This is a genomic window from Leifsonia xyli subsp. cynodontis DSM 46306 (genome assembly GCF_000470775.1).
GTDB lineage: Bacteria > Actinomycetota > Actinomycetes > Actinomycetales > Microbacteriaceae > Leifsonia > Leifsonia cynodontis.
In genome coordinates this window covers 869468-894603 of sequence record NC_022438.1, presented here as the reverse complement: position 1 = coordinate 894603, position 25136 = coordinate 869468, and the positions used below count along the sequence as shown (strand labels likewise).

At 66.0% G+C, this 25136-nt stretch carries 18 protein-coding genes, 2 tRNA genes, 1 other RNA gene and 6 pseudogenes; 8 read left to right on the top strand and 19 right to left on the bottom strand.

Annotated features, from left to right (window positions below; all coding sequences use genetic code 11):
- The first annotated feature begins 37 nt into the window (after positions 1-37).
- Positions 38-1720, top strand: a complete 1683-nt coding sequence (locus O159_RS04220) for a sensor histidine kinase (RefSeq protein ID WP_081689808.1) — start codon at positions 38-40, stop codon at positions 1718-1720.
- 30 nt (positions 1721-1750) lie between these two features.
- Here the strand turns inward: O159_RS04220 and O159_RS04215 are convergent, their stop codons facing one another.
- The 4 genes and pseudogenes from O159_RS04215 to O159_RS04205 form a co-directional block, all read right to left on the bottom strand.
- The gene (locus O159_RS04215) at positions 1751-1960 is read right to left on the bottom strand and encodes a dodecin family protein (RefSeq protein WP_021754518.1); all 210 of its coding nucleotides are present in this window, start codon (positions 1958-1960) and stop codon (positions 1751-1753) included.
- A gap of 322 nt (positions 1961-2282) precedes the next feature.
- Positions 2283-2414, bottom strand: a pseudogene (locus O159_RS14415) (IS3-like element ISAar45 family transposase); the annotation flags it as partial.
- A complete protein-coding gene (locus O159_RS04210; RefSeq protein ID WP_043993500.1) occupies positions 2402-3772 on the bottom strand; it encodes an IS30 family transposase in 1371 nt (456 codons plus the stop codon). The gene O159_RS04210 and the pseudogene O159_RS14415, both read right to left, overlap by 13 nt.
- A complete protein-coding gene (locus O159_RS04205) occupies positions 3655-4704 on the bottom strand; it encodes an IS3 family transposase (RefSeq protein ID WP_021754515.1) in 1050 nt (349 codons plus the stop codon). The genes O159_RS04210 and O159_RS04205 overlap by 118 nt, the downstream gene beginning before the upstream one ends.
- A gap of 95 nt (positions 4705-4799) precedes the next feature.
- On the opposite strand from O159_RS04205, the gene O159_RS04200 reads away from it, so the two are divergent.
- Positions 4800-4871, top strand: a tRNA-Gln gene (locus O159_RS04200).
- Between the two features lie 1189 nt (positions 4872-6060).
- A pseudogene (locus tag O159_RS04195) lies at positions 6061-7059 on the top strand (IS481 family transposase).
- Positions 7060-7177: 118 nt separating this feature from the next.
- Here O159_RS04195 and O159_RS14410 read toward each other — a convergent pair.
- The 4 genes and pseudogenes from O159_RS14410 to O159_RS04185 form a co-directional block, all read right to left on the bottom strand.
- Entirely contained in the window at positions 7178-7507 is a 330-nt protein-coding gene (locus O159_RS14410) for a hypothetical protein (RefSeq protein WP_144267550.1), read from the bottom strand.
- A 489-nt stretch (positions 7508-7996) separates the two neighbouring features.
- On the bottom strand, positions 7997-8365 hold the full coding sequence (locus tag O159_RS16215) for an arylamine N-acetyltransferase (protein WP_021754512.1): 369 nt from the start codon (positions 8363-8365) through the stop codon (positions 7997-7999).
- A 59-nt stretch (positions 8366-8424) separates the two neighbouring features.
- A pseudogene (locus O159_RS16735) lies at positions 8425-8829 on the bottom strand (arylamine N-acetyltransferase); the annotation flags it as partial.
- A 504-nt stretch (positions 8830-9333) separates the two neighbouring features.
- A tRNA-Lys gene (locus tag O159_RS04185) sits at positions 9334-9409 on the bottom strand.
- A gap of 113 nt (positions 9410-9522) precedes the next feature.
- Between O159_RS04185 and O159_RS04180 the strand changes: the two genes are divergently transcribed.
- Positions 9523-10302 carry an inositol monophosphatase family protein gene (locus O159_RS04180; RefSeq protein WP_021754509.1) on the top strand — a complete coding sequence of 260 codons (780 nt, stop codon included), beginning with the start codon at positions 9523-9525 and terminating at the stop codon, positions 10300-10302.
- Positions 10303-10309: 7 nt separating this feature from the next.
- On the opposite strand, the gene O159_RS04175 is transcribed toward O159_RS04180, so the two are convergent.
- Positions 10310-10678 (bottom strand): ArsR/SmtB family transcription factor, encoded by a 369-nt coding sequence (locus O159_RS04175; RefSeq protein ID WP_021754508.1) that lies wholly within the window; start codon positions 10676-10678, stop codon positions 10310-10312.
- A 152-nt stretch (positions 10679-10830) separates the two neighbouring features.
- On the opposite strand from O159_RS04175, the pseudogene O159_RS04170 reads away from it, so the two are divergent.
- Both O159_RS04170 and O159_RS04165 read left to right on the top strand, forming a co-directional pair.
- Positions 10831-11707: pseudogene (locus O159_RS04170) on the top strand (ABC transporter ATP-binding protein).
- Positions 11708-11759: 52 nt separating this feature from the next.
- Positions 11760-12950 (top strand): ABC transporter permease, encoded by a 1191-nt coding sequence (locus tag O159_RS04165; RefSeq protein ID WP_269078386.1) that lies wholly within the window; start codon positions 11760-11762, stop codon positions 12948-12950.
- Positions 12951-13111: 161 nt separating this feature from the next.
- On the opposite strand, the gene O159_RS04160 is transcribed toward O159_RS04165, so the two are convergent.
- Complete coding sequence (locus O159_RS04160; RefSeq protein ID WP_021754505.1) at positions 13112-13504, bottom strand: DUF2809 domain-containing protein; 393 nt, start codon at positions 13502-13504, stop codon at positions 13112-13114.
- Positions 13505-13584: 80 nt separating this feature from the next.
- Here O159_RS04160 and O159_RS04155 point away from each other — a divergent pair, with 80 nt between their 5' ends.
- Together O159_RS04155 and O159_RS13815 are read left to right on the top strand one after the other, a co-directional pair.
- Entirely contained in the window at positions 13585-14607 is a 1023-nt protein-coding gene (locus tag O159_RS04155) for an adenosine deaminase (protein WP_021754504.1), read from the top strand.
- Positions 14608-14816: 209 nt separating this feature from the next.
- Positions 14817-16100: pseudogene (locus O159_RS13815) on the top strand (APC family permease); the annotation flags it as partial.
- 35 nt (positions 16101-16135) lie between these two features.
- Here O159_RS13815 and O159_RS04140 read toward each other — a convergent pair.
- The 9 genes and pseudogenes from O159_RS04140 to ftsE form a co-directional block, all read right to left on the bottom strand.
- Positions 16136-17896 (bottom strand): DEAD/DEAH box helicase, encoded by a 1761-nt coding sequence (locus tag O159_RS04140; RefSeq protein ID WP_043993998.1) that lies wholly within the window; start codon positions 17894-17896, stop codon positions 16136-16138.
- 132 nt (positions 17897-18028) lie between these two features.
- Entirely contained in the window at positions 18029-19228 is a 1200-nt protein-coding gene (locus tag O159_RS04135; RefSeq protein ID WP_021754501.1) for a G protein-coupled receptor family protein, read from the bottom strand.
- A gap of 103 nt (positions 19229-19331) precedes the next feature.
- Positions 19332-20330 (bottom strand): annotated as a pseudogene (locus O159_RS04130) (IS481 family transposase).
- 240 nt (positions 20331-20570) lie between these two features.
- Positions 20571-20966: a transfer-messenger RNA gene (gene ssrA, locus O159_RS13810) on the bottom strand.
- A 193-nt stretch (positions 20967-21159) separates the two neighbouring features.
- Positions 21160-21771 (bottom strand): DUF5666 domain-containing protein, encoded by a 612-nt coding sequence (locus O159_RS04125; RefSeq protein WP_021754500.1) that lies wholly within the window; start codon positions 21769-21771, stop codon positions 21160-21162.
- Between the two features lie 65 nt (positions 21772-21836).
- Positions 21837-22577 carry a tyrosine-protein phosphatase gene (locus O159_RS04120; RefSeq protein ID WP_021754499.1) on the bottom strand — a complete coding sequence of 247 codons (741 nt, stop codon included), beginning with the start codon at positions 22575-22577 and terminating at the stop codon, positions 21837-21839.
- Positions 22578-22580: 3 nt separating this feature from the next.
- The gene (gene smpB, locus O159_RS04115) at positions 22581-23057 is read right to left on the bottom strand and encodes an SsrA-binding protein SmpB (protein WP_021754498.1); all 477 of its coding nucleotides are present in this window, start codon (positions 23055-23057) and stop codon (positions 22581-22583) included.
- Positions 23058-23147: 90 nt separating this feature from the next.
- Entirely contained in the window at positions 23148-24053 is a 906-nt protein-coding gene (ftsX, locus tag O159_RS04110; RefSeq protein ID WP_021754497.1) for a permease-like cell division protein FtsX, read from the bottom strand.
- Positions 24050-25099: a cell division ATP-binding protein FtsE gene (gene ftsE, locus O159_RS04105; RefSeq protein WP_021754496.1), complete on the bottom strand. Its 1050-nt coding sequence runs from the start codon at positions 25097-25099 to the stop codon at positions 24050-24052. Before ftsE ends, ftsX begins: the two co-directional genes overlap by 4 nt.
- Positions 25100-25136: the final 37 nt, after the last annotated feature.

The following is a 25136-nucleotide window of genomic DNA, read 5'->3' as shown; positions in this document are numbered from 1 at the left end:
GTACACTCAGGTTACACTCCGGAAGGTGGAGGGATGGATGAAGACTCCCCCCGGTTCCCCGAACCCTCTCGCCAGGAGCTCGAGAAGACAATCGGTGAACCATCGCCCGTGCCGATCGGGTCCTAACCGTACAGACGCGGATCCGGGGCTTCTCGACGCTTCTCGCGCCATCACCGAGGAGCTCGACCTCGACCGCGTGCTGGCACGGATCGCGCAAGCGGCGGTCGCCCTTGTCGGCGGCCGCTATGGTGCGCTCGGAGTCATCGACGCGGAAGGGATGCTGGAACGCTTTATCCACGTCGGGATCGACGAGGACACGGCGGCCGCGATCGGGCACCTGCCTGAAGGGCACGGGCTGCTGGGCGCGGTGATCGACACCGCACAGACCATTCGCCTGCCCCGGCTGGGCGACGACCCCCGCTCGGTCGGGTTCCCGGAGCATCATCCGCCGATGGCGTCGTTCCTCGGGGTGCCCATCCGGGTGCGCAACGAGGTCTATGGGAACCTGTACGTCACCGACCAGCGGACGGGAGCGTTCACCGCCGACGACGAGGACCTCATCGAGTCGCTCGCCGTGACCGCCGGCATCGCCATCGAGAACGCGCGCCTCTACGACGAGGCGCGCCGTCAGCAGCGGCTCAGCCTCGCCCTGTCCGAGATCAGCTCCGCGCTGCTGTCTCCCGGCGCGGGAGACGTCCTCGGCGTCGTCGCGGAACGGCTCGCGCACCTGGTGCCCGCCGATCTCGTGACCATCGTGGTGCCCTCCGACGCCGAGCACGTGCGGATCGACATCGCCCGCGGCGCCGACAGCGCCGCCCTGGAAGGAATGCTCCTCCCCGCCGCGGCGGTCCTTGCCACGAAAGCTATCGACACCGGAACGACCGTCGCCGGGTCCTTCCTCGACGAGGACCCTGCGACCGCTGCGGGGCACCGTTGGACAGGTTCCACCGCGGCGGCGCCGCTGGTCGCGGCCGGGCACGCCATCGGCGCCCTGTGCGTGTCCCGCCCGGACGGTGACGGGTTCACGCCCGGCGAGCTGACGACGATCTCCGAGTTCGCCACCCAAGCCGGCCTGGCGATCTCGTTGGCCTGGGCCCACCGCGACCGTCAGCGCCTGGAAGTCATCGAAGACCGCAGCAGGATCGCCCGCGATCTGCACGATCATGTGATCCAACGCCTGTTCGCGACCGGGCTGCGTCTGCAAGCTCTCGCCACTATGGAACCCGCGCACGCCGATGAGCTCGAGGTGGATGTCACGGAGCTCGACGCCGCTATCGCCGACATCCGCACCGCGATCTTCAACCTCCGCAGCCGCCCTCCAAACGATACCCGGGAACTGGCGAGGCACCGTCTGCTCGATGTGGTCAACGAACTCACCCCGACACTGTCCCACGCCCCCAGGATCACCTTCAGCGGACCCATCGACCTGACCCTGACCGGCACGCTCGCCGACGATGTCGTCGCCGTGGTCCGCGAAGCCCTCGCCAACATGGCCCGTCACGCGAACGCCGACCATGCTGAGATCAGCGTCACCGTCACCGCCGAGCAGGTGATCATCACGGTCGACGACGACGGCGACGGGATCAGCCCGACCGCGACCCGATCCAGCGGCACCGCGAACCTCGCCCACCGTGCCGCTGAGCACGGCGGCACATTCAGTCTCAGCGACGGACCTGACGGCGGCACGCGCGTTCGCTGGGCGGTACCGCTGCCCGCCTGACGGTCACCAACCACAAGGGACGGTGGCCGGTCAGTCGTCGAGGACGAACGACACCTCGAGCACGACCTGGAACGACGTGATCCGGCCGTCCTCGATCGCCACGGAGTGCTCTTTCACCCACGCGCCGGACACGTTTCGAAGCGTCTGCGCAGACCGCTCCACGCCGGCACGCACGGCGTCCTCGAAGCTCGTCTCCGACCGGGCGCTGATCGTCGTGATCCTTGCAACCGTTGCCGACATGACCGTCTCCTCACTGTCATCTGGGTTCGCCCGCATGGGCGGGGAGGCGTCCCCTGCTGAGGGGCGCCTCCCCTGACTGCAACAGCCTCGGCAGTAGGTCGACGCAGCTGGTCGACGACTCCATCTGAGCGACTGTCCGGGTGCTACCCGTGACCACAACGCTAAGGGGTCTGCTGCACGGATAGGTGACAGTGGGTAGTCAGGCCGTGAGGGCTACGCATCGAGATCGTGACCTGGATCGAGCGGACCTAACACCGACGCCGACACCAGCCCCACCCCGACCGATTGACCCCGATCGAGTTCGAGACCATCATGACCAAGACCGTCGCTCGTCGCGGGTGGTCCAGGCTCGGCGGTTGAGGACGTTCTTCTGCAGCAGGCTGAAGAAGCTCTCCATCGCGGCGTTGTCACCCGCGGCGCCGACTCTGCCCATCGATCCGGTCATGCGGTGACGGCTGATCTCGCGAAGGCCTCTGCGGGCGTCTTCCAGCCGAGCACTTTCCGCGGGTGATTGTTGATGGCGGTGGCAACGGCTTGAAGGTCGTCGCTGCTCCATCGAGTCAGGTCGGTGCCCTTGGGGAAGTACTGACGCAGCAGGCCGTTGGTGTTCTCGTTTGTGCCCCGCTGCCACGGTGCGTGCGGGTCGGCGAAGAACACGGGAATCCCGGTCTCGATCTTGAACGCGACGTGGGCCGAGAGTTCCTTCCCGCGATCCCAGGTCAGCGACCGGGCCAGCTGCGTCGGGAGGGTCGACATCGTGTTCGCCAGCGCGTTCTTCATCGTGATGGCGCCGTAGCCGGCCAACGCGGGACCGTTCTTCGTGGAGTGCTTATGCTGGTAGCCCTCCTCACGAGGAAGGTGGACCAGCATCGTGAACCGGGTGCTGCGATCGACGACGGTGCCGATCGCTGAGCGCTGCAGGCCGATGATCAGATCGCCCTCCCAATGTCCGGGAACGGCCCGGTCCTCGGCCTCCGCCGGACGCTCGCTGATCAAGACCTCGTTGGTGACATGGCCCCACGCCTTCTGGCTATTGCGGGCGCGCGGAACCCGCAACGCGCGACCGGTGCGCAGGCAGGTCACCAGCTCGCGTTTCAGGGCGCCGCGGCCTTCGATATAGAGCGCCTGGTAGATCGCCTCGTGGCTGATCTGCATGGACTCATCATCGGGGAACTCGACCTTGAGCCGGTTCGAGATCTGCTCGGGGCTCCATGCCTGCACCCAGCGACGGTCGCCTCGATGAGGCTTGTTGCGGCCCTTCCACACGGGCCCGTCTGGGCCAAGCCGGCGGCCGTCGGCGTCGACCACGTCGCCCGATAGCCGGGCCTGGACGTAGCCCCGCAGTCGCGGGTTCGTGACGAGCTTGGCAACCTTCGGACGGCGCGCTCGTCGCTCCGCATGCCACTGAGCCGTCGTGGCCTTGTAGTCCAGCTCGTAGGTCCGCGTGGACGCGCCACGGCGCAGTTCTCGCAAGATCGTCGACGGGTCGCGCTTCAGTCGTCGCGCGATCTCGCGGGCGCTGACCTTCTGGGCGTGCCAGATCGCGATGTCCTCACGCTCGCTGAAGGACAGGTAGCGACCTGACACCCACTCGGGAAGTCGAGAGTTCACACCGCCAGCATGGCGAAACCAGCGGAACCCGACCGGCCCGGACACGCGGGCCGCGACACAAGCCTCCTCCGTCTTGATGCCGGTCATGATTGCCACCCAGAACCGGACTCTGTCTTCGCGCCACGCGATCGTCGGCCGACCGGGCGAGGCGATCTGGCCCCGATACGCCCGCACACTCTTCTGCCTGTTCGATGACCCCATCGCTCCACCTCTCGATCAAGGTGCTGCGACGACCACTTGAGACCGCCCTGACTGCCTCTATCACTGTGGATCACGCAACCGGCGACGTTCCCACGCAACGCGACAGCGTTGCTCAACGCCCGGACGGCGAGACTCGACTTCATCCGCGAGTCGATGGAGTAGCCGACGATCTTGTTCGAGAAGACGTCCTTGATCGCGCAGAGGTAGAGCTTGCCCTCGCCGGTCTTGTGCTCGGTGATGTCGGTCAGCCAGACCTTGTTCGGCCCGTCAGCGGTGAACTCGCGCTGCACGAGGTCGTCGTGAACGGGCGGGCCCTGCTTCTTCCCCTTCCCGCGGGCCTTGCGCTTCCCGAATGCCGACCACCAGCCGTTCTCCGAGGCGATCTTCCACGCGGTTCGATCCGACATGCCCTCCCCGGCGTCGCGAGCCTCGTCGGCGAGGAGCCGGTGCCCGAACTCGGGGTCGTTGCGGTGGGCGTCGAACAAGGCGTTCGTGCGATACGCCTCGACCAGTTCGGCCTCGGTGATGGGATCGCGGAGCCAGCGGTAGTAGGGCTGGCGGGCGAGCTTGAGGACCCGGCACGTCACCATGACGGGGATCCCGTCACCGGAGAGCTCTTTCACGAGCGGGTAGAGCCTTTTTCCCGGCAGATGCGCTTGCGACAGATACGCCGCCGCCCGCCGCAGCACCTCCACCTCCTGCTCCAGCAGCCGGTTCCGGTTACGCAACTCGCGGACCTCGGCGTCTCGATCACCCAGCGACGGGGCACCGGTCTCGGCGGCGGTCTTCTCGGCGCGGGAGCGGGCGAGCCACTTCGTGAGGGTCATCGGATGGACCCCGACGGCGATCCGCTCGATCGTCACACCGAGCTCACGGCTCTCCGCGACGCGCACCACATCATCCCGGAACTCCTTCGGATAGGGCTTGGGCACGATGGCATCCTTCCAGGCCCACCCGCAGGGCAAGCCAGATCAAATGACACCTACCCATGCAGCAGACCCAAGCTAGGTAGAGCGCCCGGTCGCATTCCGCCTTAGTGTAATGGCAGCACGGCAGCCTTTGGAGCTGTTAGGTCCAGGTTCGAATTCTGGAGGCGGAGCGAGCTTGAACGCCGGCCGCGCGTTGGAAAGGCTTGAGGCTCACGCCGAGGCAAGCGCCCATCACATAGAGAGTTCTGGTCCGTTCGTTGAAGTACCGTGACCCGTTGCCCTCGGGCGTGCTGATGGGGTGGGTTTCTGAGCCTTGGCGAGGGTGGTTTCCATGAGGACGCCGCCGGGTGAGGTGCGGGACAGGTCGACGTCAACCGTGTGGTTCGCATTCGGCTTCTGCGCGTGCGCCTCCGTCGTGCGGAAAACTCGGTATCGGCTGACAGCGGGGCACTGTTCAGCAAGCGCGCGTGATGCCACCTCCGACTTCGACCGGCCATCAGGACCGTCGAACACTTCGCGGGCATACTCGCTAGGAACCCATCGGCCACCAAGGGAGTCTCCGCCCTGCAATGCGATCGAGTAAGCGTGCGCCCATCGCTGTCGGATGCGCTGTTCGGAGATCTCGTAGGGGACCTCGACATCGATCACTCGAACGTCGTAGCCGGCGGCATAAAGAGTATATGCCCAACTCAACGGCAGTGCTCACCGAGCTGAGCACTGTATCTATCACGATGTTGTCACCATCTGCGATCGCGTCTTCGCGCAGCGCCTTCGCGAGGTAGGAGGATTCCTCATGCACGAGCGCGGCCATCTCCAACGGATAGAACCGCTCCCCCGCCGCCTCACGCTCGCGAATGACGTCCGGGATCAGCCATGACTCGTAGCTTCCGTCTTCCTGGGCTTCTCGCAACAACGAGCGCTTGAATTCGTCAGCGTCGACGACGAGATACCTATATCGCCATGTGACCAGAGAACGTCGCGGAGAACCGTACTCTTGCCGGCTCCTGGGGGGGCCGGCAAGAATAATCGTGCGCCGCTTCTGCTCGACGTTGGGAACGGCAGCGCGGGCCGCATCAATCAGTCGGCGGTGGAGACGATCACGGACCGGCGTGGGCAAGCCATCGAACCACCAATCTGGGTTCTTCGTTGTCGCCGTAGCCGCGTTCGGGGCGAGGGCATGCCCTGGCTTAGACAGCTCACGGACAGTTCCCATGTGCTGCGCTATTTCATCGGAAACCACGCCCTAGGTGTGCTGCTCAGGGACGTTGGTTGAGGTGTGACGCGATAGATGGGTGAGGACCTCCCGGTCGAGAGTGGGGCTGTCTAGTTTCCCTGCACTCGATGACTTAGGAGGTCCTCGTGACCCACGCTAATGCTGCTTTGACTCCTCGCGAATGCCTCCGCCTGGCCCGCCAAGTCGTCGACGACGGCTGGTCCGTTGCTGCGGCGGCGACCTACTTCCGAGTGTCCTGACGCACCGCGGACCGATGGGCTCGTCGTTACGTGGAGATGGGCGAGGCGGGAATGCTGGACCGTTCGTCACGGCCGCATCACAGCCCGAACAAGACCCCGCGAAGACTGGTCCGCAAGGTCGTGCATCTGCGGTGGAAGAAGCGGCTGGGACCAGTCGGTATCGGCGCCCAGCTCGGCATGCCCGCCTCGACCGTTCACACGGTCCTCTCCCGGTGCCGGATCAATCGGCCCAGCCACGTCGACGTCCGCACCGGCGAACCCGCCCGCCGCTACGAGCACGAGCATCCCGGATCGATGATCCACGTCGACATCAAGAAACTCGGCAACATCCCCGACGGTGGCGGCTGGCGCTACGTCGGACGTCTCCAGGGAGAGCGGAACAAGGCCATCACCGCGAAGCGGACCGGGAAACACGGGATCACCGGCGACATGATCACCGGCACAGCGTTCGTTCATACCGTCATCGACGATCACTCCCGTGTCGCTTACGCCGAGATCCACGACGACGAAACCGCCGCCACTGCAATCGCTGTTCTGCGTCGAGCGGTCGGCTGGTTCGCCAGCCGTGGCGTCACCGTCGAACAGGTGCTCTCCGACAACGGCTCCGCATACCGCTCATACGCCTGGCGCGACGCTTGCGCCGAGCTCAGCATCCAACCGAAACGCACCCGGCCCTACCATCCGCAGACGAACGGCAAGATCGAACGCTTCCACCGCACCCTCGCCGACGGCTGGGCATACGCCCGGCACTACAACTCCGAATCAGCCCGCCGCAACGCACTCCCGGCCTGGCTGCACTCCTACAATCACCACAGGCCCCACACCGCCATCGGCAGCCAGCCACCCATCAGCAGATTGACCAACGTCCCTGAGAAACACACCTAGTCCACTCGAACAGCCAGCAACTGTCAAGGACAACGACACAAATACAGCAAGAGGGACCCAGGCTCGACGCACCACCGTTATCGGTTGTGGCCGAGATCTGGGCCCCTCTGAAAGCACGTTAGCCAAGCGCACTAATCCGATCATTCCAGTTTTCAAAGGCACCCAGGCCAGTTGTTACTGGGCGGAGATCGTTGTAGCTGCCGGATAGGGTAACTGTCCGCCCCACACAACCTTTGTTCTCGCAATACTTCTCCGAGCCCGAGTTCGTGAATGAGGTAGTCCTATCACTGAAGTTCGAGGTCACGTTGCCGGAGGTTCTTGTCTCCATGAAACCGCTGAAGTTGACGTTGTCATACAGGCTTGCTGCTTGAGCAGCGCCCACGCTTCCCAGCGAGAGCAGTCCACTGCCCACGATTCCGACACCGAAGAGTGCGAGTTTTTTCTTCATGCTTGCGTCCAATCATGATAGTTGAGCAACTCGGGAACGCGTGGCACCGGTATGACACCATTGTCAATTCCACCACCAAAATTCTTTGAATCTAGGGGCCGTCGCTTGGCATAAGCATAGGATATTCCGAACTTCACTGCCTATATTTTTCATAAGCGTTAGCGTTTTGTGATAATTCACGAGATGTCAGTGCCCCTGGCAATGATTGCGTCCACTCGAGGCCGCGCGTTGGCCCGTGGTGTCGTGGAGCGGAGTCGTGGGTGTCATGCTTGAACGGTCGCTACGATGCTGCGCCTTCTGCGCCGCCCGTTGCTGAGCATGCTCCTGTTCCGCGTGCTTGGTATGGAACGTCTTCCGCATCCGGTAGCCACGGGCCAGGCTGGTGATCAATGCATCGTGGTCGATCCCGGGCGGGAGCGTGAGCCGCAGAAGCCGTTTGTCACCGTCAGCACCGCGTCAGCGAATGTTGCCGGCGACATGTCCTGTCCGTCAGGCGACGCCGAAGGGACGGAAGAACAACCGGGCGACCGTCGCGATCTCGTCGGGTCCAAGCGGGTGGACGCTCTTCCGGCCGTCGCGGACCTCGGTCAGACCGGAAGCGCTCAGCACCAGCCTGCCGCGTTCGGTCGGCAGGGCCACCAGTGGTCCCCTGTTGAAGACCGACTCGCTCCGATGGGCGATGAGATCGCGGATCTCGTCCAGCGTCGCCGCATCCTCGATCCGGTCGTCGGCCGAGAACCCGTACCCGTTCGCCCAGCCATCGCCGTGGTCGTACTGGAGCATCCATTGGGCGCCCTGCACTCCGGCGACGGCACGATACCGGCCGTGCGGTGTGCGGACTCCTTCGTCGTCGCCCACGGGACGAGACCGAGCGGTTGCTTGAGTCCGAAGCCCGCGTCGGCGAGGAACAGGCCGCCGCCGATGGGGAGCAGCGCCGTCACATGCGTCCGAGACAGAGGGAACCAGCCGTCGTCGGTGTCGGGATCGGCGATCGTGGCGCGGATCACGCGAGCGTCGAACCCCTCGGCGCGCAGCGCGAGTGCGAGCAGGGGGTTGATCTCGTAGCAGAGCCCGCCTTCCCACCGGTCGAGGATCTTCGCGGCGATGGTCGTGGGGTTGATCTTCTCAGCGCCGCCGTCCATCAGGGCGAGGTTCTCGAACGGGATGCTCCGTCCCGCCGCCACCAGGAAGGCGTCGAGCGCGTCCCGATCCACTCGGGAGCCGGTCTCCCCGGCGAACAAGGCCCGTTCGGCGGGAAAGCCGATGCGATGGCGGAACCGAGCCGCCAGATCGGGGGACGAAAGCGCGTCCAGCCCATCCATTGTGCGTTCCTTGTCGTTCTGTTTCTGATATCGCAGAAGACAACGCGGAGCTCCGAGGTGTATTCCTCTTGATGCCGACGCGGCATCTCTCGCCGAGAGCGCCCCGACGGTCGCTACGTCGTGTGAAATGAGGATTTTCCGGGGGCGGTTGTTGCAGTGCTTTTTCCGCCAGCAATACGATGCCAGAGTAAGCACCTACCGACTAATTCGCAAGTTGATTCTTACCCAATTTGTCAGTATCCTCACAACATGAGCACTACAGGACTGAAAATTCAGCCACCGACACACGACGTAGATGCTTTGGTGGGTCGGCGTGTGCATATGCTGATGTGGGATCGCCAGATCACACAGACCGCGCTCGGTGAAACGATTGGCATGAACCAGAGTCACCTAGGCAAGCGACTGAGGGGGAATCTCAGTTGGTCAGCGACTCAACTCACCACTATCGCTGCCGCGTTAAAGACATCGGTCGCCTACCTCATGGGAGAGGTAGACGACCCGACATGGTGCGCCCCCAGGGACTTGAACCCTGAACCCATTGATTAAGAGTCAATTGCTCTGCCGATTGAGCTAGAGGCGCATTCGATCCAGCGATCAGAACCGGGGTCCCACATTAGCATCCGCCCAGCGCCGTCCGCCAATCGGGACTCGGCGCCCGGGCGTGTCTCAGCCCGCCACCGCTAGGCTCAGTGCGTGACCCTCGATGACGACCTGGCTCTCGCCCTCCGCCTCGCGGATACCGCCGACGCTTTCTCCTCCGGGCACTACCGCGTGCGCGACCTGCACGTCGACACGAAGCCGGACCACACCTTCGTCACCGAGGCCGATCTCGCGGTCGAACGAGCGCTGCGGGATGCGCTGGCGACGGAGCGGCCGGGCGATGGCATCCTGGGCGAGGAGTTCGGCAGCGCGGGCGACACGGCCCGGCAGTGGATCATCGACCCGATCGACGGGACATCCAACTACCTGCGCGGCGTGCCGGTGTGGGGCACTCTCATCGCACTCGCGATCGACGGCGAGCCGGTCGTCGGCGTCGTCAGCTCACCGGCCCTCGGGAAGCGCTGGTGGGCGGCGGCCGGTGCGGGCGCGTGGACGGCGAATGCCGACGGCTCCGAGCCTCGGCGTCTGCGGGTCTCCGGCGTCTCCGAGCTGGAACACGCGTCGCTGAGCTTCCAGAGCATCCAGCAGTGGGACCGGGCCGGCTACCTGGACAAGCTCATCGCCCTCTCCCGCCGGGTCTGGCGCGATCGGGCGTACGGCGATATGTGGTCCTATATGCTGCTCGCCGAGGGCGTCCTCGACGCGGTGGCCGAATTCGACGTGAAGACGTACGACCTGGCGGCGCTGATCCCGATCGTGGAGGAGGCCGGCGGCGCCTTCACCTCGGTGACGGGCGCCTCGGGCCCGGGGAACGGCTCTTCGCTGGCCACCAACGGACTGCTGCACCCAGCCCTGCTCAAGGCCCTGGCGTAGCGGAGCCTCACTCGCTCCCGGGCGTCTCCTGCGGTCTCCCGCCGCCCTTCGCCCCAGCGACAGTGTCGAGCGAACGGGAACGCTGCTCGTGGATGAGGCGGTGGCGCTCGATCCACCGAGTCAGCTCCTCGAGGGCGGCCGGGGCGAGGTGTACAGGCCGGCGCTGCGCCTCCCGGCTGCGCGTGACGAGTCCGGCCTGGTGGAGCACCTGGATGTGACGGGAGACCGCTTGCGTGCTGATCGCGAACGGCTCGGCGAGTTCGTTCACGGTGGCCGGCCCCCGACTGAGCCGGCCGATCATCGCCCGGCGGACCGGGTCGGCGAGAGCCTGGAAAGCCCGGCCGAGCCGAGCGTCCAGACCCGTGTCGGCTTTCATAGTCAATCAGTTCCTTTATCAAAATATCTATTAAACACAGTAGAGCGCGCGAGTGCCTGACACAACCCACTCCACCCCCTAGGCTCGGTTCAGTGTGTACAGCCGCCCCCGCCTCCAGCACCAGCCCCCTCGTCCACATCGCCGGCTTCCGGATGGACTTCGGCCGCACGACGGTGATCCGCGACCTCTCCTTCGACATTGCCCGCGGTGAGACTTTCGGCTTCCTGGGCAGCAACGGCTCAGGCAAGACGACCACCATCCGCGCACTGCTCGGCATCTACCAGCCGACCGCGGGCGTCCTCCACATCGACGGCAAGCCGTTCAGCCCCGAGGCGGGCGAGCGGCTGGGCTACCTCCCCGAAGAACGCGGCCTCTACAAGAAGGAGTCCGTGATCGACGTCATGGTCTACTTCGGCAGGCTCAAGGGACTCGGCAGGGAGTCCGCCCGCCGCTGGTCGCGCGAGTACTTGGAGCGCGTCGGCATCGGCGAGAAGGAGAAAGTCCGGCTCGACAAGCTCTCCGGCGGCCAGCAGCAGAAGGTGCAGCTCGGCGTGACGATCATGAACCATGCCGGAGCTCCTCATCCTGGACGAGCCGACCAAGGGCTTCGACCCGGTGAACCGCCGCCTGCTCATGGACATCATCGACGACCAGAAGCGCGCCGGCTCCACGGTGATGATGGTCACGCACCAGATGGAGGAGGTGGAACGGCTCTGCGACCGCGTCATCCTGCTGAAGGACGGCGTCTCACGGGCGTACGGCACCGTCGAGGAGGTGCAGGAGCAGTTCGGCGGGACGATCATCCACGTCGACCACGATGGGGCCGTGCCGGACTCCCCCGCCTACCGGATCGCCACGGACACCGCCGGCCGCGCAGAGCCGGAGGTCGCGAACGACGCGGACACGGCCGGCATCCTGAACGGACTGCTGGACGCGGGAATCCGCGTCACCCGCTTCGCCCCCACCCGCAAATCGCTCGATGACATCTTCGTCGAGGTCTACGGCGCCGACAGCCGCGAGGAGAACTGACATGGCCCGCCACAATCTGTCCACCGTCATCGCGTTCGAGTTCCTGTGAACGATCTCCAAACGCCAGTTCTGGGCGGTCACGCTCATCGTGCCGATCCTCGTGTTCGGGCTCGGGGCCCTCGTCATCGCCTCCAACGCCGCGACCGCGGACACCGCGGACCAGCAGAAGAACGCCCGCTTCGACTTCCTCTACAGCGATGCCTCCGGGCTCGTGGACCCTGCGCTCGCCCGCGAGTACGGCGGCCAGGAGATTCCGAGCAGCGCCGAAGGCGTCGAGAAGGCGCAGTCGGGAAGCGCCGAGGCCTACATCGACTACCCCGCCGATCCGGCCACGCAGACGGTCAGGGTGTGGGGAGCCGATGTCGGTCTGTTGGAGAACGGCAAGTACGCCGCTGTCGCGCAGTCGCTCCTGTCGGCCAGCGTGGAGAAGCGGCTGGCCGACCCGATAAGCGCCGCCATCCTGCGCGGCGGGGTGAGCACCACGACCACGACGTTCAAGGACGGCGAGATCGCACCCGGATTCGAGGCCATTCTGCCCGCCCTCCTCTTCCTCGCGGCGTTCTTCATCGTGATCGTCTTCCTCGGCAACCAGATGCTGAACTCCACTCTGGAGGAGAAGGAGAACCGCGTCACGGAGATGATCCTCACGACGATCAACCCGACGAACCTGCTGATCGGCAAAGTGATCTCGCTGTTCGCGATCGGCCTCATCCAGATCGCGGTGTTCGCTCTGCCCATGCTGGTGGGGTACATGTTCTTCCGCGATCAGCTCAACATCCCGAATCTCGACCTGAGCGGCCTCGTCTTCGATCCGCAGAAGATGATCGTGGGCGCGCTGATCCTGATCGGCGGGTTCGCGCTCTTCACGGGCACACTGGTGGCCGTCGGCGCGGTGATGCCGACCGCGAAGGATACAGCGCCGGTGTTCTCCGTGATGATCTTCGCCGTGGTCATCCCGCTGTACGCGTTCGGCTTCGCGGTCAGCTCGCCGCAGTCTCCGATCGTGCAGCTCCTCGCCTACTTCCCCTTCACAGCGCCGATCACCGCGCTCCTCCTGAACGCTTTCGGCTCGCTTCCGCTCTGGCAGGCGATCATCATCATCGTCGAGCTGTTCGTGCTCGCCACGATCGTGATGCGTCTCGCGGTGCGGCTCTTCCGGTACGGATCGATCGAGTACTCGAACAAGGTGAAGATCCGGGAGGTTCTCGGCCGGCGCACCGATCGGGCCCCGGCCGGACCATGAACCTCGTCGCCGTTCCGGCCAGGGCGGCGACGTCTCCGGCCGCCGTGCGCGAGAGCGTCTGACCCGGCTCGTCTCCGCACGCGATGCGACCCGTCATCGACTCGGTGTTGCCGCTGGCGGGCGCGGCGGCGGATCGACGGGGTGGAAGTCCTCCGCAGAGCTCAGGGAGATCCTGCCGCGCGCTTCCCGATTCCACCGTCCACCGCTGCGGCGAGCGCCGCACCGAAAGCGTAAGCGATCAGGTCAGTAAACTGGAACGTCGTGCCGAAGACGAGTGCCGCACCGGGGATCGCCGTCGAGAGCCAGGCGGGGACACCGGTGAGCTGCGCGAGTTCGATCGCCGCGCAGGCGGCGAAAACCACAGCGGCGATGCGGAGCGCAGGCCAGCGGGGAACGACCAGGGCGACGAGAGCGAAGAGCAGGACCGCGTAGAGAGCATCGGCAGCGAACGAGCCCGCCGCGCTGTCGGCGGCGAAGTGGAGCACGAGACCGGCCGCGACGGCGAGGAGCCCGGCACGGCTTCGAGCGGCGCGGCGGCGAGCAGGGGCGATCATCCTCCGACGCTACCGATCCGTGCGAGCGCTCGCGTCGTCCCGATGACGGAGAAGCCTCACCCGGTGGGAGGATCGGAAGCATGACCGCACAGCCAGCGCCGCCCTCCGACGCCGCCCTCCTCTCGCTCCCCAAGGCCGAACTCCACCTCCACATCGAGGGCGCCCTCGAACCGGAGCTGGCCTTCGAGCTCGCCGGCCGTAGCGGCGTCTCCCTCCCCTACGGTTCCGTCGACGAGCTCGCGGCCCAGTACGACTTCCGCGATCTGCAGTCCTTCCTCGACCTCTACTACGCGACGATGGAGGTGCTGCGCACCGAGGACGACTTCGCCGAGCTGACCCGCCGCTACCTGCGCAGGGCAGCCTCCCAGGGCGTGCGGCACGCCGAGCTGTTCTTCGACCCGCAAGCCCACACGGCCCGCGGCATCCCGATCGAGGCGGTCGTGGACGGCATCGGCGGGGCGCTGGCGGAGGCCGAGCGCGACCTCGACATCACCGGCGGCCTGATCCTCTGCTTCCTGCGCGACCAGCCGGTCGAGTCCGCGGACGCCGTACTCAGCGCCGCGCTGACTCGCCCGGAGCGGCTGCTCGGCGTCGGTCTCGACTCGGCCGAGGTCGGCTACCCGCCGGAACTGTTCGCCGGGGCGTTCGCCCGCGCCCGCGACGCCGGCCTGCGGACCGTCGCGCACGCGGGCGAGGAAGGCCCGCCCGCCTACATCCACCAGGCGCTGGATCTGCTGGGCGTCGAGCGGATCGACCACGGCATCCGCGCGGTGGAGGACACGGAGTTGCTGCGCCGGCTCGCGGCGGACGGCACACCGCTCACAGTCTGCCCGCTCTCGAACGTGCGGCTGCGCACCGTCGCCGGACTCGCCGAACACCCCCTGCTGCACCTGGACGAGGCCGGTGTGCGCGTCACCGTCAACTCGGACGATCCCGCGTACTTCGGCGGCTACATCGGTGACAACTATCTCGCGGTGCGGGACGCGCTCGGCGTCACGGCCGACCAGGCGAAACGCTTCGCCCGCACCTCCATCGAGGCGTCTTTCGCGACGGAGGAGCGCCAGACCGAGCTGCTGGAGGCTGTGGGGGCATGGCGCGGATGACCGGATCGCCGGCCCGCACCGGCGCCGTCCCCGCCCCGCTGGCCTACCACCGCTGACGCCCGGCCTCCTGGCATAATGGGCCTCCAGCGGCCCCGAACCGTTCCCGAAGGAGAATATTGTCGAGCACCTCAGCGCCACCGACGCCCCGAAGCGGGACTCTGAAGCGCACTCTCGGGCTCTGGGCCATCGTCGGCCTCGGACTCGGCTATATGACTCCAACCGTGGTGTTCGACACCTTCGGCATGGTGTCGCGGGAGACGAACGATGTGGTTCCGTCCGCGTACCTGGTCGCCCTGAGCGTGATGATGTTCACCGCCGTCAGCTACGGGAAGATGGCCGGTGCCATCCCGAGCGCCGGCTCGGCCTACACCTATGTTCGCGAGTCCGTCCACCCGAACGTCGGCTTCATGGTCGGCTGGACCTCGCTCATCGACTATATGCTCCTGCCGATGGTCAACTGCCTGATCGTCCGCAGCTATCTGGAGGCCCTGTTCCCCGGTGTCCCCGGCTGGATCTGGGTGGTCGTCTACTGCGCCGTCGTCACCTCGATCATCTTCTTAACCATGCGTGGCACCTCGAATCTCAACATGCTCCTGCTCGTGTTCTCGATCGTCGTCATCGCGGTGTTCGTCGTTCTCGTCATCGCCCAGCTGGCGCGGGGAGAGGCGGCGGGAACCGTCGCCTCTCTGCACCCGTTCTTCCACGACAGCGTCACGATGGGCGCTGTCCTGACGGGCGCGACGATCGTGTGCTTCTCCTTCATCGGCTTCGACGCGGTGACCATGTACGCAGAAGAGGCGACGTCGCCGGCGATCATGCCGCGCGCGATCCTGTTCACGGTCCTCATCGGCGGAGCGATCTTCCTGATCGCCGCCTACTTCACCCAGCTACGGTTCCCTTCCTCATCGGCGTTCCCGGTCGAGGCGATCGAGGACAGCACACTGCCGCAGATCGGCCTCCAGGTCGGCGGCCCTGTGCTTCAGGCCGCGCTGACCGCGGCCGGCTTCTGCGCGACGCTGGCCTCCGGACTCGCCTCGCACGCCTCCGTGTCCCGCATGCTCCTCGTGATGGGGCGCAACAACGTCCTCCCGCGGCGCCTCTTCGGCCACATCGACCCGAAGACGCGCACCCCCACGTTCAACATCGTCCTGGTCGGCCTCATCAGCCTGCTCGCTGCCGCTTTCACGCTGAAGCTCATTGCCGCGTTCATCAACTTCGGAGCGCTGATCGCGTTCACTTTCGTCAATGTCTCGGTCATCGCCTGGTTCGCGATCCGGAAGGGTCGCCGGCGCACACCGAAGGACATCGTCACCTTCATCGCGCTGCCGGGCCTCGGCATGGTGCTGACCGGCATCCTGTGGGCGAATCTGCATGTGGACGCGCTCGTCGGCGGCCTGGTCTGGACCGCGATCGGCTTCGTCTACCTGGTGGTGCTCACCCGCGGCTTCCACCGCCCCGTCACCGCCTTCGACGAGAACCAGCCGGTGACCGGTCACCAAGGCCATCGGGAAGGACTGAACCGGGCCGATCAGCGACGCCGCGGCTTGCGGGGCGGACGCTCCCCGCGTTCGTCCAGTTTGCGCCGCGCTCCCGCGCCACGGTCCGGCCGCAGTTCGATCAGCTTGCCGCTGATGCGCGTTCCGGTCAGCCGCGCGAGAGTGCCCCCGGGGAGATCCGCCGGCAACTCCACGATCGAGAAGTCGGGCATGATCCGGATGTGGCCGAAGTCGTCGCGGCTCAGGCCGCCCTCGTTCGCGAGCGCGCCGACGATCTGGCGCGGTTCCACCCGCTGCCGTTTGCCGACCTCGATGCGATAGGGCGCCATCGGTCTGTCACCGCGGTCGCGGCGCACCGGACGCTCACCCCGGCCGCGATCGTCACGACCGGGCCGGTCGTCGCGAGCGTCCCGCTCGATGCGCTGGGCGAGCGCATCGTCGGCGGAGAGCAGCAGCGGCTCCTCCCCATGGGCGACGACAGCGAGCGCCGCCGCCACATCCGCCTCGGGCACATCGTGATGGGATACGTAGTGGGCGATGATGTCGCGGAACCGCGAGATGCGGTCCTGCTGGGCGAGGGCGACCGTGATCGCGTCGTCGAAACGGGCGAGGCGGGTGACGTTGACATCATCGACGCTCGGGAGCTGCATCGGGGTCAGCGGCTGACGGGTGGCCTTCTCGATCGCAGTGAGAAGCCGGCGCTCGCGCGGGGTGACGAAGCTGATCGCCGCCCCGCTGCGTCCGGCGCGGCCGGTCCGGCCGATGCGATGGACATACGATTCGGTGTCGACGGGGATGTCGAAGTTGACGACATGGCTGATGCGGTCGACATCGAGCCCCCGCGCCGCCACATCCGTGGCGACCAGAATGTCGAGCTTGCCCGATTTCAGCTGGTCGACTGTGCGCTCCCGCTGGGCCTGTGCGACGTCGCCGTTGATCGCCGCCGCCGAGTAGCCACGGGCCCGGAGCCGCTCCGCGAGCGTCTCCGTCTCGTTCTTCGTGCGGACGAAGACGATCATCCCCTCGAAGTTCTCGACCTCGAGGATGCGAGTGAGCGCGTCGACCTTCTGCGAGTACGAAACGACGAGATAGCGCTGCGTCGTGTTGGCCGACGTCGTCGTCCTGGCCTTGACGGTGACCTCTTCGGGATCGTGCAGGTACTTCTTCGAGATGCGGCGGATCTGCGCCGGCATCGTCGCGGAGAAGAGCGCGACCTGCTTGTCATCGGGCGTGTCGGCGAGAATCGTCTCCACATCCTCGGCGAAACCCATCTTCAGCATCTCGTCGGCCTCATCGAGCACGAGGTGCTTGAGCGCGGAGAGGTCGAGCGTTCCCTTGTCGAGGTGATCCATGATGCGGCCGGGCGTGCCCACCACGATATGCACGCCTCGACGCAGCGCGGAGAGCTGCACCCCGTAGCCCTGGCCGCCGTACACCGGCAGCAGATGAACGCCTTTCAGATGCGTCGCATAGCTCTCGAACGCCTCCGCCACTTGCAGCGCCAGCTCGCGGGTGGGGGCGAGCACGAGAGCCTGCGGGCTCTTCTGCGACAGATCGAGACGGGACAGAATGGGAAGGGCGAAGGCGGCCGTCTTCCCCGTCCCGGTCTGGGCGAGCCCGACCACGTCCCTCCCCTCGAGCAGCAGCGGGATCGTCGCGGCCTGGATGGCGGACGGCGTCTCGTAGCCGACGTCCTTCAGGGCGGCGAGCACGGCCCGGTCCAGACCGAGATCGGCGAAGGTCAGTGCGTCGGCGGCAGTCTCCGCCTCGCCGCTCCCGGTTCCAGGCATCATCATCTTTCAACGGTAGTCCCTGGACGGGATGGGGTGAGACGGGTGGCGCTGGGCTGAGGGGCGGAGAAGCCCGGCAGAGGTGCCTGCGACAGCGTCATCGGGCGAGAGCAGCATGAACGCGAGCACGATGCGTCAGGCACCGATGCTCTGTGCGTAGTTCGTGTATGCCTCAAGCTCGATCGACAGCTCCCGCAGACGCTCGGCCGCGAACGTTCCCTCGACGGAAAACGTCCGGATCACCTGCTCAGCGGATTCCGGTGCGGCCGCTGCCAGGTCCTTCCCCGGTCCCTCCAGCACGTCGAAGACAACGTCATACACAGAGAAAAACAGATCACGTGCATCATTGCTGTCGTCCGTCACGGCGCGCAGACGGCTCGGAGCCTCGGCGGCACGAGCCCTCATCGTCGCTGCGCTCTCGGAAGTGACCTCGAAGAACGAGAGCTCCCGCGGCTCGGGCTCATCATCCGCCAACCCGGCTGCCCGGAACGCTCGCTCACCGCTGAGGAGATCGAGCCAGTGGAACTCAGCGGCGGGGATGCCCTGCTTCTCCAGAGCGGCGCTTAACCGGTCGGCTTCCAGCTGGCAGTCCGTATGATCGAAACCGCTGAGCGCGGCTCGACCCTGAGCAGTCGCTCTCGCGATCCCCTCAACCTGCGGCTCGGGGAAGAGCCCTCCTCCAGCCAACTGGTCGAGCCGATCCAGAGCCGCGAAAGCATCGGGAACAGCCAGACACGCGGAAGCGCGGTTTTGTTTCGCTTCCCGGGCACGTTCCGTTTCGGGCACCCCATAGTACTTCACCGCGTCGAGGTCCGCTCTGTACTCCGCCACACGCGCGAATTGGACACCAAGGAGGACGAGCAGCGCACCTGCGAGGCTGGAGCCGAGCAGCGAGACCACCAGACGGCGAGACCTGGTCTTCGCGGAGACCTCCGGACCACGGTGCATGGCACCGGCCACACCGACGGCACACATGGCGATGAAGACAGGAGCGAGCACTGTCGCGACGGCCAGGGCGCAAATCGGCGGCGACGGCCCTCCCCCGGTCATGGCGAACCCCACCAGCACCGTCATGAAGGCGACAGCCCATCCAGCCAAGATCGCCACTCTGGTCCTCGCGGCGCACTCTGCCGCCCGGAGCGCGCCGACCGACGCCAGTGCGGCGCTGACGACGGTCCCCAGCAGGCTCACCGGCGCGACGAAGAACCAGCAGATGACCAGAGCGCCGAAGCCAAAGTACGCCCCGTCCAGCGACGACACGAGAAAGGGAGCCGCGATCGCAGCACCGGTGACGCACGCGAGGATGATCGCGATCAGCCGTGTCTTCCGTACCATGGGACCAGTCTGACAGAAGTAAAACCTGACCATCTCGCACACGATCGGTGCCGGAGCGCTCAGGAACTCGGTGCGCCGGAGCGCATCGCGCCACCCCAGAGACCTAGGTGTGTTGCCCAGGGACGTTGGTCAATCTGCTGATGGGTGGCTGGCTGCCGATGGCGGTGTGGGGCCTGTGGTGATTGTAGGAGTGCAGCCAGGCCGGGAGTGCGTTGCGGCGGGCTGATTCGGAGTTGTAGTGCCGGGCGTATGCCCAGCCGTCGGCGAGGGTGCGGTGGAAGCGTTCGATCTTGCCGTTCGTCTGCGGATGGTAGGGCCGGGTGCGTTTCGGTTGGATGCTGAGCTCGGCGCAAGCGTCGCGCCAGGCGTATGAGCGGTATGCGGAGCCGTTGTCGGAGAGCACCTGTTCGACGGTGACGCCACGGCTGGCGAACCAGCCGACCGCTCGACGCAGAACAGCGATTGCAGTGGCGGCGGTTTCGTCGTCGTGGATCTCGGCGTAAGCGACACGGGAGTGATCGTCGATGACGGTATGAACGAACGCTGTGCCGGTGATCATGTCGCCGGTGATCCCGTGTTTCCCGGTCCGCTTCGCGGTGATGGCCTTGTTCCGCTCTCCCTGGAGACGTCCGACGTAGCGCCAGCCGCCACCGTCGGGGATGTTGCCGAGTTTCTTGATGTCGACGTGGATCATCGATCCGGGATGCTCGTGCTCGTAGCGGCGGGCGGGTTCGCCGGTGCGGACGTCGACGTGGCTGGGCCGATTGATCCGGCACCGGGAGAGGACCGTGTGAACGGTCGAGGCGGGCATGCCGAGCTGGGCGCCGATACCGACTGGTCCCAGCCGCTTCTTCCACCGCAGATGCACGACCTTGCGGACCAGTCTTCGCGGGGTCTTGTTCGGGCTGTGATGCGGCCGTGACGAACGGTCCAGCATTCCCGCCTCGCCCATCTCCACGTAACGACGAGCCCATCGGTCCGCGGTGCGTCAGGACACTCGGAAGTAGGTCGCCGCCGCAGCAACGGACCAGCCGTCGTCGACGACTTGGCGGGCCAGGCGGAGGCATTCGCGAGGAGTCAAAGCAGCATTAGCGTGGGTCACGAGGACCTCCTAAGTCATCGAGTGCAGGGAAACTAGACAGCCCCACTCTCGACCGGGAGGTCCTCACCCATCTATCGCGTCACACCTCAACCAACGTCCCTGAGCAGCACACCAGAGCGACGCCACACCCCGCATATCGTCGGCTGCGCATCGACCGCAGACTCGACAGCGCGCACCCGGAGAGGAAGGCCACCCCCACGGGCGCGGCCTTTGCACGAGCAACAGCGCGACGACGGCCGATGGTGGAGATGGGGGGAATCGAACCCCCGTCCACTGCTGTGGTCATATGCCTTCTACGGGCGTAGCCAGTGTGTCGCTTTCTCGGCCCCGGAACATGTCGCTGGCACCTGTTCCGACGGGCCCAGTATCAGTTTGGAGTCCCTCTGCGCCCTGATGCTCAACGCAGAAGCAAGTTCTCTCGCTGACGCCAGGCTCCGGGTAGAGAACGGTTCCCGGTCTGACGGTCTCTTCAGATGGCTGAGGTGAACTTACGCCGCGAGGGCGAAGTCGGCCTTGGCCGAGACAGTGCTCTTGGAATTGGCACTTATTTTTTCGCATGGATCGTTAACGAGATAACCATGCATCCTCGACCCGCTTCTCATACTCACGCAGACAATGTCGAAACCGATCATCCCCATGCTTCGGCCAGAAGGCCGGGCCGTCGTCGCGCTGTTGAGTTCTCGAGGTGCTTGCCACTGTCGTGGCGGGTACCTCATTCTACAACACCGCCAGATCCACTGCTATGAACAATCGGTGGACGACGAAGACTCTCAGCGTCGCTGAGCGGGCTTGTCCGATGCCTGCCGGTGGAGCAGGAAAGACTGCGGGGTCAGCAACCCGGCGCGACCGGCCCCAGCGTGGCCGGCGGATGCTGGGGAAAGAGGTCGAGCTTCATGATACGCGTGGCCGTCACGGTTCCACCGCTGCGCTTGCCCACGACGATCACCTCATCATCCTTCGCGAAGCCGGATGCGTCCGTGCCCTTTCCCGGGAGGCCGTACTTGGTGAACGACGTGGTCATGACCGTCAGGCTCTCCCCGCTGAGCGTCTCCACCTTCCAGGTGTCGCCGGAGATGCTGCTCACCGTGGCCCACACGACGCCCCCGGCGAACGGAGCCTGATCTTCGTTGCCGTCGCCCTTGCGTCCGGGCAGATGCGGACTGGCCAGCCGCCCGTCGTTCTCGTGGACGGCACGGGCGTTGTGGAAGATCATGGTGCCGACGGCGAACGCCCCGGCTCCGGCCACCCCGAAAACCACCACGATGCCCAGAACAAGCGTCGAGATCGCGAAAGCGAGTCCATGCCGCTTGTAGAAGGGCTCCGCGGGGGTGGCACTGGACGGAGCGGCGTTCGGTGGGACAGTGCCGGGCGGAAACGCGCCCTCGGACGGCGGAGCGTACTGCTGTCCGGGGAGCGGTGCGGTGGGCTGGGTGTCATCCATGGCCACAAGGACATCCCATCCGGCCGCGACCGGGCTGAAAGCCTGTTATGACTTCGATGTGAGAATCAGGCCGGCTCCACCAGAACGGAACGCAACGCCGCCAGCTCGATCTCGTCCAGCCCCGCGTGCAGCAGGTAGGCGCGGACACTGCCGTCGCGCTGCTCGATCAGGTCGAGCGCGCTCTCGAGAGCCTCCGGCGGGCTCCCGGCCATGATGACGCGCAATTCGGGTGTGACCTCGATGCCGTGGCTGCTGGCGAGAGCCAGCATCCCCTGGAGCCAGGGACCGTCGAGGTTCGCCTCCGTTCGTGCGTAGTCGGCGACGACCGTCGCGCGGTCCACACCGACGGACAGCAGGGCGAGAGCGACGACGATGCCGGTCCTGTCCTTGCCCGCAGTGCAGTGGACGACGACGGCCTCCTCGCCGGCGCCGACGACATCGCGCAGCGCGGCGGCGACGACGTCTCCGTGCTGCAGCAGGATCTTCTCGTAGAGGCCGGTCAGCGTCGCACCGATGGTCGACTGCGACGCACCCGAGCCCTCGAACACTGGAAGGCGGAGCACCTCGACATCGAGACCGTCCAGGTCGTCGGGCAACAGGGAGACCTCGAAATCGTCGCGCAGGTCGATCACGACCCGGACACCGAGTTCGCGCAGCGACGCCTTACCCGCCTCGCCGAGGCGGGCGAGCCCATCGGAGCGGAAGAGTCTGCCGCTGCGCACAACGCCGCCCTCGGCGGGGTAGCCGCCCACGTCGCGGAAGTTGTAAGTGCCGTTGACCGGGATGCGCTCCGCCGTCGTGCTCATGCTCTACTCCCCCAGGTGCTTCCTGCTGACCATCGCCCGCTGCGCTTCCCTGTTGTCCTGCCGCTCGCGCAGCGCCTGCCGTTTGTCGTACTCGCGCTTGCCTTTCGCGACACCGATCTCGACCTTCGCCCGGCCATCGTTGAAATAGATCTGGAGCGGGACGATCGTGTAGCCGCCCTGCTTCACCTTGCTCTCGATCTTGAGGATCTGCGCCTTGTGGAGGAGCAGTTTCCGCTTGCGGCGCGGCGCGTGGTTGTTCCAGGTGCCGTCGGCGTACTCCGGGATGTGGACCGCGTCCAGCCACGCCTCGCCACCGTCGACGAACGCATAGCCGTCGACCAGCGACGCTCTCCCGAGTCGCAGAGACTTCACCTCGGTTCCGGTCAGCACGAGACCGGCCTCATAGGTGTCTTCGATGGTGTAGTCGTGACGCGCCCGGCGATTGGTGGCCACGACTTTCTGACCACGTTCCTTGGCCACGGCTGCTCCTGACGTTTCGAGGGCGGGATGCGCCCGCGTAGAGCGCAAGCGCAGCAGACCAGTCTATCCGCCTCAGACGCGCAAACAGACTCAGACGCGCAGGTAGCGTTTGATGGCGAAGTTCGCGGACGCGGCGGCCAGCGCCACCCCGATGAAGACGATGAGCGGGACGACCGGCCAAGCCTGCGCCATCGAAACGAAGTTGATCGACTGGATCTGGGACTGCAGCGGTCCGCGCACGAACACCTGAACGATGAGGACCAGAACGCCGGCGGCCAGCAGCGCCCCGATGAGCGCCGCCACGACGCCCTCGATGATGAACGGTGTCTGGATGAAACGGTTCGACGCGCCGACAAGCCGCATGATCCCGATCTCCCGCCGCCGCGAGAACGCGGACAGCCGGATCGTGGTCGCGATGAGCAGCACGGCAGCCACGAGCATGAGGGCGGCGATCACCAGCGCTGTCGTGCTCGCCGCGCCCAGGATATTGAAGATCTGGTCGAGGTAGCTGCGCTGGTCGACGACGCTCTGCACGCCCGCCGCCCCGGAGAGCGTCTCGGTGAGCACGTCCGATTGGTTCGGGTTCTTGAGGTTCACCCAGAACGTCTGCGGGATCATCTCCGGCGTGACGTAGTCGGCGATCTGGTTCCCCTTGAACTGCTCTTTGAACTGCTCGTAGCCCTGTCGCTGATCCTGGTAGTAGAACTTCTGGATGTATGGGGCGAGCTCCGGGGACTCCAGCTGCTTCTTGACGGCGGCGATGGTCTGGCCTGTCGCCGCACCGCCCTGGCAGTTGTCCGTCCCCGTACACATGTAGACGGCGACCTGGGCACGGTCGTACCAGTACGTCTTCATCTGGCCGATCTGCAATTGCAGGAGCGCGCCGGTGCCGACGAAAGTCAGCGAGATGAAGGTGACCAGGATGACGGAGAACACCATGGAGAGGTTCCGCCGGAGGCCGTTGCCGACCTCGGACCAGATGAGCCCGAATCTCATTTCGTGGGTCCCACCTTCTGCGCGCTGTCACCGTCCGGGTCCTCGCGCAGACCCCGGAGATCGAGGTTGGCGGTGAAATTGAGGTGCTCGGGCAGGTCTTCGGCCGCTGCGGGCGCCGGAACCGTCGCGAACGGGGCCGGAGCCGGCTGACGTTCCCCGGCAGCAGACCGTGGCGCGGCGAGCGGCGCCGCCGGCTGAGGTCCGGTCTGCGAAACGGTGACCGGCGCCTGCGGGTTCGACAGTGGGGTGTGCGGCCGTGTCATCGACGGGGACGGGGAGGGGGCCGCAGCCGTCACCGGGGCATCCCGCTGGACCGCGTGCCGTCCGGGGGCCTCGTCCATCCGGGGCAGCGGAATGCTCGCGGTCACACCGTAGCCGCCGTGACGCTCGTCGCGGACGATCTGACCGCCGACGAGCTCGATCACACGCCGCTTCATCTGGTCGACGATGGCGGCCTCGTGGGTGGCCATCAGCACGGTCGTCCCGCCGGCGTTGATGCGTTCGAGAACGGCCATGATCCCGGCGCTGGTCGCCGGATCGAGATTCCCGGTCGGCTCGTCCGCGAGGAGGATCTGCGGTTTGTTGACAACGGCCCGCGCGATCGCCACGCGTTGCTGCTCGCCGCCGGAGAGCTCGTGCGGCAGACGCTGGGCCTTGCCCTCGAGACCCACCATCGTGAGCACATCGGGCACCGCCTCCTGGATGAAGCCCCGGGATTTGCCGATCACCTGGAGAGTGAAAGCGACGTTCTGGAAGACCGTCTTGTTCGGCAGCAGCCGGAAGTCCTGGAAGACCACACCGATGTTGCGGCGGAAGTACGGCACCTTACGCGAGGAGATCGCCCCGAGGTCCTGCCCCAGCACATGAATGCGGCCTTTCGTGGGACGCTCCTCTTTGAGGATGAGGCGGAGGCAGCTCGACTTGCCCGACCCGGACGCTCCGACGAGGAAGACGAAATCGCCGCGCAGCACCTCAAGGGTGATGCCGCCCAGCGCCGGGCGCGAGGTTCCCGGATACTGCTTGGATACGTGTTCGAAGCGGATCATGACCTTTAGAGAGTAGACATCCAGCGCCGAATCCGAC